Origin of the sequence: Bradyrhizobium sp. CB82, from assembly GCF_029714405.1 — a bacterium.
In the GTDB taxonomy this organism is placed as follows: Bacteria; Pseudomonadota; Alphaproteobacteria; order Rhizobiales; family Xanthobacteraceae; genus Bradyrhizobium.
On the sequence record NZ_CP121650.1, the window covers coordinates 2,797,350 to 2,812,447 of the forward strand.

The 15,098-nt window shown below is 62.1% G+C and carries 13 protein-coding genes and 4 pseudogenes; 10 read left to right on the forward strand and 7 right to left on the reverse strand.

Annotation, left to right across the window (positions count from 1 at the left end):
* Positions 1 to 216: 216 nt before the first annotated feature.
* The gene (locus QA640_RS13450; RefSeq protein ID WP_283041123.1) at positions 217 to 597 is read left to right on the forward strand and encodes a hypothetical protein; all 381 of its coding nucleotides are present in this window, start codon (positions 217 to 219) and stop codon (positions 595 to 597) included.
* A gap of 59 nt (positions 598 to 656) precedes the next feature.
* Here QA640_RS13450 and QA640_RS13455 read toward each other — a convergent pair whose 3' ends face one another.
* Both QA640_RS13455 and QA640_RS13460 read right to left on the reverse strand, forming a co-directional pair.
* The gene (locus QA640_RS13455) at positions 657 to 956 is read right to left on the reverse strand and encodes a hypothetical protein (protein ID WP_283041124.1); all 300 of its coding nucleotides are present in this window, start codon (positions 954 to 956) and stop codon (positions 657 to 659) included.
* A 427-nt stretch (positions 957 to 1,383) separates the two neighbouring features.
* Positions 1,384 to 1,623 (reverse strand): hypothetical protein, encoded by a 240-nt coding sequence (locus QA640_RS13460; RefSeq protein ID WP_283041125.1) that lies wholly within the window; start codon positions 1,621 to 1,623, stop codon positions 1,384 to 1,386.
* Between the two features lie 476 nt (positions 1,624 to 2,099).
* Between QA640_RS13460 and QA640_RS13465 the strand changes: the two genes are divergently transcribed.
* Positions 2,100 to 2,897: a 2-dehydropantoate 2-reductase gene (locus QA640_RS13465; protein ID WP_283041126.1), complete on the forward strand. Its 798-nt coding sequence runs from the start codon at positions 2,100 to 2,102 to the stop codon at positions 2,895 to 2,897.
* Between the two features lie 345 nt (positions 2,898 to 3,242).
* Here QA640_RS13465 and QA640_RS13470 read toward each other — a convergent pair.
* A pseudogene (locus tag QA640_RS13470) lies at positions 3,243 to 3,747 on the reverse strand (Lrp/AsnC family transcriptional regulator).
* On the opposite strand from QA640_RS13470, the pseudogene QA640_RS13475 reads away from it, so the two are divergent.
* Positions 3,727 to 3,837 (forward strand): annotated as a pseudogene (locus QA640_RS13475) (aldehyde dehydrogenase family protein); the annotation flags it as partial. The pseudogenes QA640_RS13470 and QA640_RS13475 overlap by 21 nt on opposite strands.
* Before the next feature lie 329 nt (positions 3,838 to 4,166).
* On the opposite strand, the gene QA640_RS13480 reads toward QA640_RS13475, so the two are convergent.
* Together QA640_RS13480 and QA640_RS13485 are read right to left on the reverse strand one after the other, a co-directional pair.
* Positions 4,167 to 4,481, reverse strand: a complete 315-nt coding sequence (locus tag QA640_RS13480) for a hypothetical protein (protein ID WP_283041127.1) — start codon at positions 4,479 to 4,481, stop codon at positions 4,167 to 4,169.
* Positions 4,482 to 5,921 carry an FAD-binding oxidoreductase gene (locus tag QA640_RS13485; protein ID WP_283041128.1) on the reverse strand — a complete coding sequence of 480 codons (1,440 nt, stop codon included), beginning with the start codon at positions 5,919 to 5,921 and terminating at the stop codon, positions 4,482 to 4,484. It lies immediately after the preceding gene.
* 356 nt (positions 5,922 to 6,277) lie between these two features.
* Here QA640_RS13485 and QA640_RS13490 point away from each other — a divergent pair, with 356 nt between their 5' ends.
* Positions 6,278 to 7,012, forward strand: coding sequence for a haloacid dehalogenase type II (locus QA640_RS13490; protein WP_283041129.1), 735 nt, complete (start codon positions 6,278 to 6,280; stop codon positions 7,010 to 7,012).
* Between the two features lie 202 nt (positions 7,013 to 7,214).
* Here QA640_RS13490 and QA640_RS13495 read toward each other — a convergent pair whose 3' ends face one another.
* Positions 7,215 to 7,676, reverse strand: a complete 462-nt coding sequence (locus QA640_RS13495; RefSeq protein WP_283041130.1) for a hypothetical protein — start codon at positions 7,674 to 7,676, stop codon at positions 7,215 to 7,217.
* Positions 7,677 to 8,210: 534 nt separating this feature from the next.
* On the opposite strand from QA640_RS13495, the gene QA640_RS13500 reads away from it, so the two are divergent.
* From QA640_RS13500 to QA640_RS13510, 3 genes and pseudogenes are all read left to right on the forward strand, one after another.
* Positions 8,211 to 8,384 carry a hypothetical protein gene (locus QA640_RS13500; protein WP_283041131.1) on the forward strand — a complete coding sequence of 58 codons (174 nt, stop codon included), beginning with the start codon at positions 8,211 to 8,213 and terminating at the stop codon, positions 8,382 to 8,384.
* A gap of 129 nt (positions 8,385 to 8,513) precedes the next feature.
* Positions 8,514 to 8,615: pseudogene (locus QA640_RS13505) on the forward strand (hypothetical protein); the annotation flags it as partial.
* 132 nt (positions 8,616 to 8,747) lie between these two features.
* A pseudogene (locus QA640_RS13510) lies at positions 8,748 to 9,338 on the forward strand (transposase); the annotation flags it as partial.
* A gap of 44 nt (positions 9,339 to 9,382) precedes the next feature.
* On the opposite strand, the gene QA640_RS13515 reads toward QA640_RS13510, so the two are convergent.
* Positions 9,383 to 10,177: a DeoR/GlpR family DNA-binding transcription regulator gene (locus QA640_RS13515; protein WP_283041132.1), complete on the reverse strand. Its 795-nt coding sequence runs from the start codon at positions 10,175 to 10,177 to the stop codon at positions 9,383 to 9,385.
* A 326-nt stretch (positions 10,178 to 10,503) separates the two neighbouring features.
* Here QA640_RS13515 and deoC point away from each other — a divergent pair, with 326 nt between their 5' ends.
* From deoC to rbsK, 3 genes are all read left to right on the forward strand, one after another.
* Positions 10,504 to 11,421 carry a deoxyribose-phosphate aldolase gene (gene deoC, locus QA640_RS13520; protein WP_283042788.1) on the forward strand — a complete coding sequence of 306 codons (918 nt, stop codon included), beginning with the start codon at positions 10,504 to 10,506 and terminating at the stop codon, positions 11,419 to 11,421.
* A gap of 11 nt (positions 11,422 to 11,432) precedes the next feature.
* Positions 11,433 to 13,820 (forward strand): aldehyde dehydrogenase family protein, encoded by a 2,388-nt coding sequence (locus QA640_RS13525; protein ID WP_283041133.1) that lies wholly within the window; start codon positions 11,433 to 11,435, stop codon positions 13,818 to 13,820.
* A gap of 200 nt (positions 13,821 to 14,020) precedes the next feature.
* Entirely contained in the window at positions 14,021 to 14,956 is a 936-nt protein-coding gene (gene rbsK, locus QA640_RS13530) for a ribokinase (RefSeq protein ID WP_283041134.1), read from the forward strand.
* The last annotated feature ends 142 nt before the right edge of the window (positions 14,957 to 15,098 follow it).

Sequence of the window (15,098 nt, forward strand, 5' to 3'; positions counted from 1 at the left end):
TTGTTGAACCACATCCATCGTCGCTATCGCTTTCCGGCACTGTCAGGAATGGTTCCCAAATCGCTAATGACTAATGAGTCAGTTTCTGACTGATAAGTCAGATTCGGTGCCGTAGCGTCGTGATAAGATGCTGCCTTGCGGGCGTGAACCGTAGCGAACGTGAGATCGTGCCGGGGCTCGACAAGTCCAATCGTGAACTTCTCGGGATTCGACCCGATGCAGCACGCACGGTATCTCGAAGTCGTTGCGCGTGATGATTTAGAACGCTGTTCGCGCTGGCAAGTCGCTTTCGCGAACGAGCGCAAGGATCATCGATATTACGAATTGGTCGAGGATACGCTTCATCCCGAGTTCGACTACCGGTATTTTGTCATCAAGGACGCGGGTGACCAGGTTTGTGCCGTACAGCCGTTTTTCCTGCTGGACCTGGATTTGCTGGGCAAGGCCGCCAAGGCGCTCGGCTTGACCGTCAGGCTAGGCTACTGTTCACAGCCGGCGAGGCGCGCGTGGCATCCAGTAGATCATAGCCCGATAGTCAAGAAAACTCTAAGTCTCGACTGCGCCTTGCGGGGATGTGTTCCTCGCCGGAATGCTTGACCATTGGTTTGCTACGCGCGTGGCTGCGAGTACCTGTTGCCTCGTCCCAGAAGCTCAGGTCATTCGTTGCCTTGAGCCTGAACCGGCGGCGTCTGCGCGCTATGAATGCTCTGTGTCAGCGATGCCAGCGCAGTCTTCAGTTCGTCGGAGACGGGGGCGACGCCCTTAATGTCTTCGAAGGCTTCAGAAACACGCTCATTTGCCGATTTCTCGAAGGGTTCGAAGCCTTGAGAGATGCGCGTTCCGGCCCCAAGAACGGTGGAAGCGGCCATCGGCCCGAGCAGGAGGAATGCGGCTCCGATGATGGCGATCTTGCGGATGCGAGCAATCGGCGGCCGTACAAGGCGGTGATTGGTCATTGTCTCTACCTCACGGCGTACAGTCCGTGCATCATGCCGGTCGTTGCCAGCAAACGGTAGATGGGGCGTCTACCATTAGGAGGTACTCAAGCGGGAGGGCGTGTTCTTGTCGAGTTGCCGCGGCACAGTTCGTGGTGTGGCTAACGCAGCCTTCGCCGGCGAATTCGGTTCTTCCCAGGCTAAGCGCTGCGACACGTGGTAGCCGCTTCCGCAAAAAAAGCCCCAGCTCCGCAGTGGCGAGATGAGGCCGACTAAAGTATCTACGTGGCCCGTTCTGTTCGCCCGCTTCGGTCCAAGGTGTAGCGCGAAGGTAAGGCGAGCTACAGCACCCGTCGTGGATGACGCGCGCAGATCGTGATGCGAGGCGAGGCCACGGAAAGCAGGGCCAGTTCACCCGTCTTCAGGCGCTCGGCAACTGGTCGACGCATCACCGGCACACCCAACTGTTGGCCTTCGGCCCACCTTGGTAGGTGCAGATCGTCAAACTCCAAGTACGGTATGGGTCGGCGACCAGCGGCAGTGCCTCGGCCCGAGCATTTGGCACCCTTTGCTGCGCCAGCCGAGCCGAATTTTGCCAATGGCTATAAGTCTGGGCGGCATAGGCGAAGCTCGGCATGGTCAAGAATGGCAACAATAGCGTGAGAGCGAGAAGATGTTTGCTACTCATGGTTCCTACTCCCGGTCAACTGTGAAGCGCGTGCGCACCTCTCGCCGGGGAAAGCGCCTCGCCCGCTCCGCTGCTCCAAGGGGGGTTAAGGCAGACGCGGACGATGTTCTGCGGCGAGTAGTTCGGCAGCCGCAGATGACTGACTGTCGCCGGGACCGCGTGAAATATGTAAGTCCCGCGCACAGCACGCTGCATCTTGTCATTCTACTGCAAACGCGCAGCCGTGCATAGGAGTGCCGCAGTGCGATAATTTGAGCTTCGAATGGCTGGGCGGGCAACTGCCGCAGAGTTGCAGTCACAGGAACCCACGAGCAGACATCAACTCGTGCCGACTGGGGAGCCAACCGCCTGTCGGCTTTAGCGTGGCCAGGGTATCATCCGGTGCCCGCATGAAGGGTGCTGGCCTTGGGAAAAGGAATGCTCTGCGGCGCCGATTGATGCTGATGTTGCACCTCGAATGATGAAAGGTGACGACAATGCGTATTGGGGTAATTGGCGCAGGCGCGATGGGATGCCTGTTTGCGGGATCGCTGGCGGAAGCGGAAGAGGACGTCTTCCTTATTGAGGTGGCGCAGACGCAGATCGAGACCATTCGTGACCGAGGGCTACGATTGGATACTGATTGTGGGAGCCGTGTATTGCACCTGCCCATTGGCGAGGCGCAGATGTTCTCGGGTCCCTGCGATCTCCTCGTTGTGTTCACAAAGAGTTTTCACACGCGCGCAGCGATCAGAACGGCGGCGCCCCTGCTCGGCAGCAGCGGCATCGCTATGACGGTTCAAAATGGACTTGGCAATGCCGAGGCAATCGCACAAGTTGTCCCGGAGGATCGCATTGTTGTGGGCATGACGACTTGGCCCGCGGACATTCGTGCCTCGGGACACGTTGTGTCGCACGGGAGTGGTGAAGTCCGGATATGGTCGATGACGCGCAAGCCGAGCGACGTGGTATTCAAGATTGCGCGCAGTCTCAGTTGCGCGGGGCTCAACTGCATCGCAGACCCTGATGTCGAGAGCGCTATTTGGGAAAAGCTTGCGTTCAACGCCGCCTTGAACTCGCTTTGCGCCGCGAGCGGCCTGACCGTGGGGTCGATCGGCCAAAGCGGAACAGGCCGTCGCCTTGCCGGTGCGATTGCTTCGGAAACGCTGGCCGTCGCGCGCGCGCTGAGCATCAAGGTGAACAAAGACCGGGTGCAAAAGGCTCTCGATCACGCGTTTCTGTCGCATCGAGATCACAAGCCTCGATGCTTCAGGACTTGCTCGCGGGACGTGTAACCGAAATCGAAGCCATCAACGGCGCGGTCGTTGATCGAGCTAACGCCATCGGTCTAGAGGCGCCAGCAACTGGTGTCATGGCGGATCTGGTGCGCCTTCTTCAGTCGGCCCGGCGTCAATAACTATCGCCTTGGAAGCCGCTGCGCTGGAGCAGACCCAACCTCACGCGCATTCATCGCGCTGTAAGAGCGTCTGTCGCCGGCCCACAGGGCCTGCTTCGCCGGGCGCCGTCCTTTGTGCGGAGCCTGAGAACCGGATCTGTTTGGGGCATGAGCGCCCAGAAGAACAGCCAGTTGAGCTTGTCGCAAGACTCTCGTGCGATCGCATGCGCTACATGGTGGTCGATCACCGGGAAGGATCGAGCAAGGCCTTGAGTGGCAGCACGTTCTTCACGATCGGGGATTTGAGCACGATATAGCTGAAATACTTCTCGATCCCGACGTTCCGTTCGAGCAGATTTTCCATCCGTTCTTGGTAGTGGTTGATGTTGCGGCACACGAACCGGAGCAGATAATCATAGCCGCCACTGATCAAGTGGCACTCAATCAGTCCATCGACGTTCCACATGTTGGCCTCGAACTTTACGAAATCCTCCCTCCGGTGATCGAGTAGCGTTACCTCCGTAAAAACCGTTATGCTCTCGGTTAGCTTTGCGAGGTTGATCTGCGCGCCGTAGCCTGTGATGTACCCCGCTGATTCCAGCCGCTTGACGCGCTGCAGGCAAGGGCTCGCCGAAAGGCTCCGCCAGATTGGCGTTGGTCATCCTGCCATCCTTCTGCAGCTGGACAAGGATGTTCAGGTCGATCCGATCCAGCTTCGGGACGCCGTTCCGTTCGGCGGCATCAAGCAATCCGGTATCGGTCGCGAAGGATCCAGATTCGGCATCGACGAATATCTGGAGATCAAGGCCTCCCACATCGGCGGACTGACCGCGCGATGAGCAGGCAGGAGCGCGACCTCGTCAGCCCGTGAGAAGCCTCTGCACTAGTCTAGGTCCGGCGTGTTCGTCACGTGGTACTTGCGAAGCAGCCGGGTCTTGTAGATGTCGACCGTCCTCGGACTAATTCCGAGGGCGAGCGCGGCTTCTCTTTGCCGGTCTTTCCTCGATCAACAACGCGGCGATATCGCGCTCGCGGTGTCAGCGAACTCCGAATCGTAAGGTTCTTCGGTTGCCGGTTCGAGAGCTCCGTGAACACCCACAGCGTATTCCAATGCGGGTCCTTGGGCGTGCACGTGAAGCCTCGCACGTGGACCCAGAACAGTTCGCCGTCAAGACGGCGCATCACGCGATCGTCCGAAAACACCTTGTTCCTTCGCAAGCAGCGATCCGATGCGCAGGCCGGCGCCTCCGAAATGCGTATGGCTCGGATGCAGCCGCTCGAAGGTCGTTCCGGTGTACTCGCTCGGCTTGCCGCCGAAGATTTCGGCGAACGGCTTGTTGCAGGCGGTCATGACGCGATTGCTGGCGATGGCTTGGCCGACGGGCGCGTCGTGAAACGCACGGCGGTAGTCGATCTCGGCGGACGCGCTTCTCGACGCGCGGGAGGACGTCCGGTGCCGCTCGGATGCGGAACGTCGAACCACTCATCCGATGCTGCCAGCCTCGAACGGACGAACCACCGCGCCGGCGTTCAGGATGTCCGACGGATCGAAGGCGGCCTTGATCCGGCGCATCGCGGCGATACGGCCCGCGTCGCCATACTTCTCCAGGAGATGCTTCTTGAACCGACCGACGCCGTGTTCCGCGCTGAAGGTGCCGCCGAGAGATGCGGCCGTATCGTAGAGTTGCAGCGAGAGGCCTCTTTCGATCTCGCGGGTGAACTCGATCCGGTCGGCGTCCGGAGGGACCAGGACGTTGTAGTGCAGATTGCCGTCGCCGACGTGGCCGTAGACGGAAAGCTCAAGATCGGCGTCATGGGCACGCACCTGCGAGCCGGCCACATCCAGAAAGCGCTGGATGGAGGCGAGCGGTACGGAGATGTCGTGCTTCACCGATCCGTTGCGGCGCTTCTCGCCCTCCGGAATGGTCTCGCGCACCTCCCACATGGAGGCCTGCTGGACTCCGCTTTGAGCGAGGTACGCGTCCTCGATCCACCCGAATCCGATGGCTTCGCCGAGGATGGCCTCCATCAGCCCGTCGAGATCGAGATGACTGGAAGAGGAGGCGAGCTCGACGAGGACCGCGCCGCCAGGGCCGGCGCCAACGGCGGGCGGGTTGGTCATTGCGGCGGTCGCGAGCGCGATCGATCTGGCGGTCATGAATTCGAACGTCGTGATCAGGTCAGCGGACTCCCGCCGGACAAGAGCGAGGAGCTCGGCGAGCGGGGCGCCCGCCGTGAGCTTCAACCAGGCGGTCGCGCGACGGGCAGGCAAGGGCGCCAGACGCAGCACGGCGCCTGTGACGATCCCGAGGGTCCCTTCGCTTCCGACGAAGCACTGCTTGACGTCGTAGCCGGTATTGTTCTTCCGCAGCTTGCGCATGTCGGAGACCACGGTGCCGTCCGACAGCACGACCTCGATTCCGAGAAGAAGGTCGCGGGTCATCCCGTATCTCACGACGGACAATCCGCCGGCGTTCGTGCTGATATTGCCGCCGATCTGGCAACTCCCTTCGGCGCCGAGGCTGAGCGGCAACAGAAGCCCGGCGCCCGCCGCCGCGTCCTGTACGTTCTTCAGGATGGCGCCGGCGTCGACGGAGATGCTCATGGAGACCGGATCGATCTCCCGAATCCTGTCCATCCGCTCGAGACTCACGATGATCTGCCGTCCAGAGGCGTCCGGCGTCGCGCCGCCGCAGTAGCTTGTGTTGCCGCCCTGCGGAACGATTCCGATGTTGAGGCGCGCCGCCAGCCGCACGATGTCGGAAACCTCCTTCGTCGTCGCCGGCTTCAGTACCGCGAACGTCGAGCCGGTGAAGGTCTGGCGTTGATCCGTCGTGTAGGTCGCGATGCGCTCCGGATCGTCGACGATGCCCCCGCCGTCAAGAAGGTCGCGAAAGGCGTGAACGTGGACCGACTTAGACATGCCTGCAACTCCCGATTGGCGCTGGATCATCTTCGCGCATTCGCGCGGCAGCGCTTGCCGTTCGACAGCGATTTCGAAGAAGCAGATGCCGAAATGCCGCGATGTTCGGCAGTTCACATCGCTGGGTTTCGTATCGATCGCCTCCGACGCGGAGTTGCTTCGGCCCATGAGAATGCTGTACGAAATTCTGGATCGCACTATTTTCATGAAGCGCTTCGGTGCCAGCCGCCCGGCGGCGGCAGATTGTGCCGTCGCGAGGCCGAAATCCGGTCGGTTCTGCGGGCCCGACCGGGTCGACGCGGCGATCCTGCCAACCGCCTCGCCTATGCTGAGACAATCAATGAGGAGTTATCGACATGATGCTCACCGATTTCGACGCGCTGACCTTCGACTGCTACGGCACCTTGATCGATTGGGAGAGCGGGATGGTCGAGGCACTGAAGAGCCTCACGGAACGCGTGAAGCATCCGCCCGCGCGCGACCAGATACTGGAAGCGCATGCGCGTCATGAATCGAGCCAGCAGAAATATACGCCAGCCAAGCGATATCGGGATCTTCTGTCGATCGTTTACAAGCGTCTCGCCGAGGAGTGGGGCGTGCACGTCACCCACGAAGATTGCGTCGAATATGGCCGGTCCGTCGGAAATTGGCCGACGTTCGAAGATTCTCCGGGAGCGCTTCAGTATCTGAAGAAGTATTTCAAGCTCGTCATCCTTTCCAACGTGGACAACGAGAGCTTCCAAGCGAGTAATCGCAGGCTCCAGGTGGAATTCGACGCGATCTATACCGCCGAAGACGTCGGATCGTACAAGCCATCGTCCCGAAACTTCGACTACATGATCGAGAAGCTGGGAGAGATCGGAGTGAAGAAGGAGAAGATCCTGCACACGGCCGAGAGCATGTTCCATGACCACAAGCCGGCGAACGAGCACGGCTTGAAGTCGTGCTGGATCTACCGTCGTCACGCCCAGCAGGGCTTCGGAGCCACCATGAATCCGGGCCAGATGCCGCACGTCGATTTCCGGTTCAACAGTATGCATGACTTCGTCAAGGCTCATCAGGAGCAGATTAGGTCAGCTAGACTGTCATAATGTAATTAGCGCACAAAAGGCGGCTTTTGCGCGCGACCAAAGTTGGCCGACAGGACCATAGGCTGCTCAACAATAAGACAGAAATTGCGAAATAGCGGGTTTTCGCGATTTAGCCCTCCTGATCAGTCGAGAGGAGCGAAAATGCGTAGGAGCGGACGACATCCGTCTACGGCGAGACGTCCTAGACTCCGCACGCCCTTTCTCACTCGCAGCGCGGCTGCAGATTGAGGTTTCGCAGGAGAGAAGCCAATCCGTCCGAACTGCAGGGTTTCACTTCACTCACCTGCTTTGGCTTGTCGATCGGACGTGTCAGTGACGTCTTAGCATCAGCGGCACTGCGCATTTTGATCTTGTACTTAGAAGAAGTCGGATCGTGCCAATGGCGGGCAATGAACTCGGGCCGCGTTCGATCGGGCATGGGGTCGGCGAGCGGCGGAGCGACAGCGATTTGGGGTGTCGGTACGGGGGGCTTAGCCGCCTCTGCGGCGGCCTTTGGCATGACTGCTTCCGTGTAGATCGGAAGCCGATCGCTTTTGTTGCCGCTGACAGCCGGAAAGTTCGATGCCATGCCAACCTCGGTAGCTGGTGCCGGCGCGCGGCTCGGGCCGAGCGGGGAAACCACGCCAACCACGCATACCATACAAGCGGCAATAATCCTGATCATGCCGATGAGGTCCGACCGTCAAGGGCGCTAATCGTCGAGTCGGAATTTGCCCAGAATAAGACCAGAGGCCCCTTGCAGCGGGTTAAGTCCCGGACTGCGCTCGGTTCAGGATCCTGCAGGCCGGAATATCCATTCCGATTCCTGCCCCGCTCCATCGCTGGGGCTGGGGGCTGAATAGCGATGGAGCGGGAGTCGAGATTTCCGATCGTACCAACGCGGATATCGACCAAGGTCCTCGACGGGTCAAAAATGCAACGGTGATTCTGGCCTGTCCGCGGCCGATGCGTGGCATCATTCGTACTACCCACCATGGCTATGCGCTTATTGGCCGTTAGTCCGTGCTCTGTGGCGCGGTCATACAGAAAGATCTATCAAGTGTTGCAGCCGAGCAATTTCCAAGAGCGCATTTTTGCCTCAATATCGACACTAGCCGGTCGGAGTTCGACCAGCGAAAGACTGGCTAGGCCCGGCATACGTTTCGGCGGGGGCGGTGTGCCGGGCCGCCGATGCGGGCACATTGCGGTGGGCAATTCGATGAAATCCATCCGTCGGCTTCGTTGGGCGGTAGAGAACGACCGTAAGGACCTTGCAAACTACAAGGCAGGCCCAGGTTCGGATTGCGACCGCGCCGCCGAAGAGGAGTCATTGGCTGAGCGCATTCTGAAAAATCTCGCGCTGATCCGAGCCTATGAGGCCAAGACAGACTAAAGCGCGATGAGATTAGGATGAATCGTCATCGCGCTTTAGCGGCCCGCACAGGTGCTAGCCAGTGCAGCCTTCAGCGGCGCGTTGGCGGGCGCAGGGATCAAGATCTCCATGGATGGCCGCGATCGTTGGATGGACAACATCTTGATCGAGCGGCTGTGGCGGCCGCTCAAGCATGAGGACATCTATCTCAAGGGCTATGCCGACGGCCGCGAGGCCAAGGCAGGGGTCGCGAGATGGATCGCCTTCTACAACGATCGTCGCCTTCATCAGGCGCACGGCTATCGCACGCCGATGGCGGTCTGGCGCGGATGCAGGCCGCGAAAGGCTGTGGACATGGTGGCCAACGCTGACGCATTGACCACATACTTCTCGGTCGATGGCACGCTGATCGAGGCCTGGGCCTCGATGAAGAGTGTCAAGCCGAAGGATGGCTCTGGCGAGCCGCCGGCGCCCGGCGGCGGGCGCAATGCCGAAGCGGACTTCCATGGCCAGAAACGCTCGAACGACACCCATGCTTCGACCACCGATCCGGACGCCAGGCTCTACCGCAAGGGCAAAGGCAAGGAGACGAAGCTGTGCTTCATCGGGCACGGGCTGATGGAGAACCGCCACGGCCTGCTGGTCGACGCCTGCCTGACGCAGGCCGACGGGCATGCCGAACGGGTAGCCGCGCTGCACATGATCGAGCCTCGCGCCGACCGACCGACAGCGATCACGCTTGGCGCCGACAAAGCCTACGATGCAGAAAACTTCGTCAACGAACTGCGCTCGATGGACGTGACGCCGCATGTTGCACAGAACAACAGCGGCCGTAGTTCCGCGATTGACGGACGAACGACCCGGCACGGCGGCTATGCCGTCAGTCAGCGCGTCCGTAAGCGCATCGAGGAGGCATTCGGCTGGATCAAGACGGTCGCCGGGCGCCGCACCAAGGCCAAGCCCGCCTGCAACTGACGTGGTGTGCGGCGATGCGCGACTTCGCGCATCGCCGTTTGGTGTCAGGTTGCGTCGCTTACATATTCGACGGGAAGGCTGCGGAAGTGCTTGCGCATGTCGGCGGCGGCCGAGCCGCCGACGATGATCCTCGAGAACGCCCCGACATCGGCGAAGGACGCCGGTTTCAGGCTGCCGAGCTTGCTGGCATCGACCACCAGCATGCTCTCCATGGCGGTGGCGATGACGGCCTGTTTGATCGGAACCTCGTGAAAGTTGGAGCAACTCGCTCCGCGAGTCCAGTGCACGCCGCCTGCGGATATGAAGGCCTTGTTGACGCCCAGCCGGCGCAAATAGGACAAGCCATCCTCGGACGAAAACGACTGCGATGACGGATGATAAAGTCCGCCCATCAGCATCACCTGCGTTGCCGGTCGCCGCGTGACAATGCTCGCCACGTTCAGCGAATAGCAGATCACCGAGAGCGGCATGTCCTCGGGCAGGCAATGCGCCAGCGACTGCATCGTGGTTCCGCAATCGATGAAGATCGTGTCGCCCTCCTTGATCGCCGCGGCCGCGGCTCGGCAGGCCAGGAGTTTGTCCTGCGTATGCTGGTCGATCTCCTGTTCGAAGGCGTATTTCACGCCCATTGGAGAAGCCGCATTGACGACGTAACCGCCGAGCAAAGCGAGCGCGGACTCCCGCCCTGCAAGGTCGCGTCGCACCGTCATCTCGGAGACCTTGAGCAACTCGGCGGCATCCCGGAGGTGCAGCGCTCCGCTGGTCTCGACGGCGCGGCGCAGCCTCTGAAGGCGCTGCACGCGCGTCTCGCTGGTTCGTGAATTCGACGTCTCAGCCATTCTGTTCACCGGGCGTGCTTATCTGGTTGACAATGATCTTACAATGTTGTGAGTTTATCAACGGAAAGATGTTACGATAATAACATCGTTCACGAGGGCGCGATGGCTGGCGGTGGCGTTCGTCGGCAAATAGCATAGCCGGCGAGCTCGGTGTGGGAGTGTCACATGTCGCGATCGAGACATTCAATCTATCTGGCGATCTCGTCGATTCGCTAGGACCGCAGGGCGTTTCGATGACGCAGCACGCCTCGAAACCGTCGGCCGCTGTAACGTCGCTGCACGGGAGCGACCAGCCGTTCGCGCGCAATGACGGCTGTCCCCTCCAGATGGATTGGGTCGACGATATCAGGATCAATCTGTCGGCCGCCGAGCGGCGCATTGCCAGCTTGCCGGGACGGCGGACGGTCAAGAACGATGCGCAGGCGGCGTGGCTGTTGAAGGCGATCGCGTGCATCGACCTGACGACGCTCAACGGCGACGATACGGCCGAACGCGTGAAGCGTCTGTGCGCGAAGGCCAGGGCTCCGGTCCGAGGCGACATTCTCGATGCGCTCGGCTTTGCCGGCCGTCGCGTGCACACGGGCGCGGTGTGCGTCTATCACCGGTTCGTCGCGACGGCGGTCGAAGCGCTCGAGGGGGCGGGCATCCCTGTCGCCGCGGTGTCGACCGGCTTTCCGGCAGGACTCGTGCCGCACGACCTGAAGCTTCGTGAGATCGAAGCCTCCGTCAGGGATGGCGCGCAGGAGATCGACATCGTCATCACCCGGGAGCACGTCCTGACTGGTGATTGGCGCGCGCTGTACGAAGAGGTGAAGGATTTTCGCGCGGCCTGCGGCGATGCGCATCTCAAGGCCATTCTGGCAACCGGCGATCTCAAGACGCTGCGCAACGTCGCCAAGGCATCGATGGTCGCGATGATGGCGGGTGCGGACTTCATCAAGACGTCCACCGGCAAGGAAGGCGTGAACGCAACGCTGACGGTGACCCTCGCGATGCTGCGGATGATCCGGTCCTATCGGGAGCGCACGGGCTACAGGATCGGATTCAAGCCGGCGGGCGGAATCTCGACAGCGAAGGATGTGCTCAACTATCAATTCCTGATGAAGGAGGAGCTGGGGCGCGAGTGGCTCGAGCCCAGCCTCTTCCGCGTGGGCGCGTCCAGCTTGCTTGCCGACATCGAGCGCCAGCTCGAACATCACGTCACCGGTCGCTACTCGGCCTTCAACCGTCATCCCGTGGGCTGAGAGGGCCGGCCATGAGCGTCCAACACTATTACGAGACCATGGATTACGGCCCGGCGCCCGAGGCGGACGGCGTGGCGAGATCCTGGCTGGCCAAGCATCGCTCCGTATTCGGCCATTTCATAGGCGGCAGCTTCGTCGCGCCGCATTCCGGCAAGCACCTGGCGACGATCGAGCCTGCCACCGGCAAGGTGCTTGCGAAGATCGCCGAAGGCTCAGCTCCCGATGTTGGGGCGGCTGTCGATGCTGCACGTCTGGCGCAGCCGCTTTGGGCTGCCCTCGGTGGCCACGGGCGCGCCCGCCATCTCTATGCGCTGGCGCGGATGCTGCAGCGAAATGCGCGTCTGTTCGCGGTGCTGGAAGCGATCGACAACGGCAAGCCGATCAGGGAAACTCGCGATCTCGACGTGCCGCTTGCCGCGCGCCATTTCCTTCATCATGCCGGCTGGGCGCAGTTGCAGGAGCGTGAGCTCGCCGGTCATGTGCCGATCGGCGTCATCGGGCAGATCATTCCCTGGAATTTCCCGCTGCTGATGCTGGCGTGGAAGATCGCGCCGGCGCTGGCCGCCGGCAATACGGTCGTGCTGAAGCCGGCGGAATTCACCTCGCTCACGGCCTTGCTGTTCGCCGAGCTTGCCGCCGAGGCGGGCCTGCCGTCCGGTGTGTTGAACGTCGTCACGGGTGACGGCGCGACCGGCGCGTTGCTCGTCGAGCATCCCGGCATCGACAAGATCGCCTTTACGGGCTCGACGGAGGTTGGCCGGCTCATTCGGCAATCGACCGCCGGTTCGGGCAAGTCGCTGACTCTGGAGCTGGGAGGCAAATCTCCCTTCATCGTGTTTGACGACGCCGATATCGACGGTGCCGTTGAAGGCGTTGTCGATGCCATCTGGTTCAACCAGGGCGAGGTCTGCTGCGCCGGCTCGCGCCTGCTCCTGCAGGAAGGGATCGCGGAGACGTTCCGCAAGCGGCTCCTCCGCCGCATGGAGACTCTCCGTGTCGGCATGCCGCTCGACAAGGCGATCGACATGGGCGCGGTGATCGCGCCGGTGCAGCTCGAGCGCATCAAGTCGCTGGTCGAGACCGGGGTGAAAGAGGGGGCAGAAAAGTATCAGGCCTGTGCCGCGATCCCGGCGGAAGGATGCTTCTATCCGCCGACCCTGCTCTGGAACGTGCATCCGTCCTCGACCGTCGCCACTGAGGAGATCTTCGGTCCCGTGCTGGTCGCGATGACGTTTCGCACGCCAGACGAGGCTGTCATGCTCGCGAACAATACGCGCTACGGACTTGCGGCCAGCGTGTGGAGCGAGACGATCGGGTTGGCGCTCGACATTGCACCGAAACTGCTGTGCGGAGTCGTCTGGATCAACGCGACCAATCTGTTCGATGCCGCCGTGGGGTTTGGCGGCTATCGCGAGTCCGGCTTCGGCCGCGAGGGGGGCCGTGAAGGCATCTACGAGTATCTCAAGCCCAAGGCCTGGAGTGCGCGCAAGGCGCGACCGAAAGCGTCGCCGTCGCCGGCTCCGTCGGCTGAGGGGGCCGGATTTGGCATACCCTCGATCGATCGGACGGCGAAGCTGTTCATCGGCGGCAAGCAGGTTCGGCCCGACGGCAATTACTCGCGCAGCCTGCTTTCGCCGAAGGGACGGCAGATCGGCGAAGTGGGCGAGGGCAACCGCAAGGACGTGCGCAATGCCGTATCTGCCGCGCGCTCGGCCGAGTCATGGGCGAGGGCAACGGCACACAATCGTGCACAAATTCTCTTCTATCTTGCCGAGAACCTGTCCGCGCGACGTGACGAGTTCGCAAAGCGGATCGCCGAGATGACGGATGCGCCGGGAGCAAAGGCGCGGGCGGAGGTCGGTGCGAGCATCGAACGGCTGTTCAGCTACGGCGCCTGGGCCGACAAGTACGAGGGCGCCGTTCATGCGCCGCCGCTGCGCGGCGTGGCGCTGGCGATGCACGAGCCGATCGGCGTGGTCGGCGTGGCCTGCCCCGATGAAGCGCCGCTGCTTGCGTTCGTCAGCCTGGTCGCACCGCTTATCGCCATGGGCAATCGGGTCGTCACTGTTCCCAGCGAGCGGCATCCGCTCGCCGCGACGGACTTTTACCAGGTGCTGGAGACGTCGGATGTGCCGCCCGGGGTTGTCAACATCGTGACCGGCAGTCACGACGATCTCGTCAAGGTGCTCGCCCAGCATGACGATGTCGATGCGATCTGGGTTTTCGGATCGAAGGAGGCCTCGGCAACCGCGGAACGGCTGTCTGCCGGCAATCTCAAGCGCACGCTGGTCGATCACGGGCTGATGCTCGATTGGTACGACAAGGCGGCGAGCGAGGGCCCGATCCTGCTGCGCCATGCGGTGCAGGTGAAGAACATCTGGATTCCCTATGGTGAGTAGGGAGTCCGCCATGCAGTCATATCGGAGATATGGACCGCCAGAGTCCCGACCGATTTGCAAAGCCTGGGAGGTGACAATGACGAGCGTCAACCCGCTGTTCGATACGCCTGAAGCTTGGCGAGCCGTGGTGCGGGTCAAGCGACGGCTGATCCGCGATATGCCGCTTCCGGCTGCCGCCGCCGCGCCGTAGGGAGACGGTCATGAGCAAGAATGGTGTTGCCGTGCTCGGCGTGTTCGTGGTCGATCTGGCCTTTCGAGCCGACAAGATGCCTGCAATAGGCGAAACGATCGCGGGATCGGGATTTGCCATGGGACCCGGCGGGAAGGGGTCGAACCAGGCTGTCGCCGCGGCCCGTGCGGGGGCCGACGTGACGTTCGTCTCCCGGATCGGCAGCGATGCATTCGGCGAGCTTGCGATGAAAACCTGGGAAGCCGAGGGCATCCAGCCGCGCGTCGTGCGCGCCACGACGGCCCCGACCGGGGCTGCGTTCATTTATGTCCACGAGACGCGGGGTGACAATGCGATCATCGTTGTCCCGGGCGCCGCGAGCGAGCTCAGTCCGGCGGATGTGGAGGCAGCGAAGGATGCCATTTCCGGCAGCCGCGTCTTCGTGACCCAGCTCGAACAACCGGTCGATGCCGCTCGTTGCGGGCTTGAGATCGCCCGTGCCGCGGGCAGTGTGACGGTGTTCAACCCCGCGCCGGCGGCCAAGCTCGACGACGGCCTGTTCGCACTCTGTGACTATGTCGTGCCTAACGAAAGCGAAGTGGAAATGCTCACGGGAATCGCCGTGGCGGACATCGCGGCGGCTCGCCGCGCGGGTGACGTTCTTCTTGCAAAGGGCGCCGGAACCGCACTGATCACGCTTGGAGAGCGCGGCGCGCTGCTTCACGCGAGGGATCGCTCGGTTCACGTGCCGGCCTTTGCCGTCGGCAAGGTGGTCGAGACGACCGGCGCCGGCGATGCATTTGTCGGCGGATTCGCCGCGGCACTGGCGCGCGGCGCCGAGCCGCTCGAGGCGGTGCGCTTCGGCTCGGCGACGGCCGGAATCTCGGTCACGCGGCCCGGGACGGCGCCTGCGATGCCGCGCCGTCTAGAGATCGAAGCCTTGTTGCGAGAGCAGCCCGCCCGATGATGCAACTCGATCTGAGCGAGTACGCCTCGTCTCGCCGGATCGGCACCGCGCTCCTGGACCCACTTGCGCGGGACGTTCTCGTGCAGGGGATCCGGCACGAAGCTTCTGCCGTGATAGTCCGCAGGTCCTGATCGTGGGCCTG

Excerpts from the sequence above, each read along its gene's own strand:
- QA640_RS13525 (WP_283041133.1), top strand. The coding sequence starts at position 11,433 with ATGAGCGTCCAACACTATTACGAGACCATGGATTACGGCCCGGCGCCC.
- rbsK (WP_283041134.1), top strand. The coding sequence starts at position 14,021 with ATGAGCAAGAATGGTGTTGCCGTGCTCGGCGTGTTCGTGGTCGATCTG.
- QA640_RS13465 (WP_283041126.1), top strand. The coding sequence starts at position 2,100 with ATGCGTATTGGGGTAATTGGCGCAGGCGCGATGGGATGCCTGTTTGCG.
- QA640_RS13515 (WP_283041132.1), bottom strand. The coding sequence starts at position 10,177 with ATGGCTGAGACGTCGAATTCACGAACCAGCGAGACGCGCGTGCAGCGC.
- QA640_RS13450 (WP_283041123.1), top strand. The coding sequence starts at position 217 with ATGCAGCACGCACGGTATCTCGAAGTCGTTGCGCGTGATGATTTAGAA.
- deoC (WP_283042788.1), top strand. The coding sequence starts at position 10,504 with ATGGATTGGGTCGACGATATCAGGATCAATCTGTCGGCCGCCGAGCGG.
- QA640_RS13455 (WP_283041124.1), bottom strand. The coding sequence starts at position 956 with ATGACCAATCACCGCCTTGTACGGCCGCCGATTGCTCGCATCCGCAAG.
- QA640_RS13500 (WP_283041131.1), top strand. The coding sequence starts at position 8,211 with ATGAAATCCATCCGTCGGCTTCGTTGGGCGGTAGAGAACGACCGTAAG.
- QA640_RS13495 (WP_283041130.1), bottom strand. The coding sequence starts at position 7,676 with ATGATCAGGATTATTGCCGCTTGTATGGTATGCGTGGTTGGCGTGGTT.
- QA640_RS13485 (WP_283041128.1), bottom strand. The coding sequence starts at position 5,921 with ATGTCTAAGTCGGTCCACGTTCACGCCTTTCGCGACCTTCTTGACGGC.
- QA640_RS13460 (WP_283041125.1), bottom strand. The coding sequence starts at position 1,623 with ATGAGTAGCAAACATCTTCTCGCTCTCACGCTATTGTTGCCATTCTTG.
- QA640_RS13490 (WP_283041129.1), top strand. The coding sequence starts at position 6,278 with ATGATGCTCACCGATTTCGACGCGCTGACCTTCGACTGCTACGGCACC.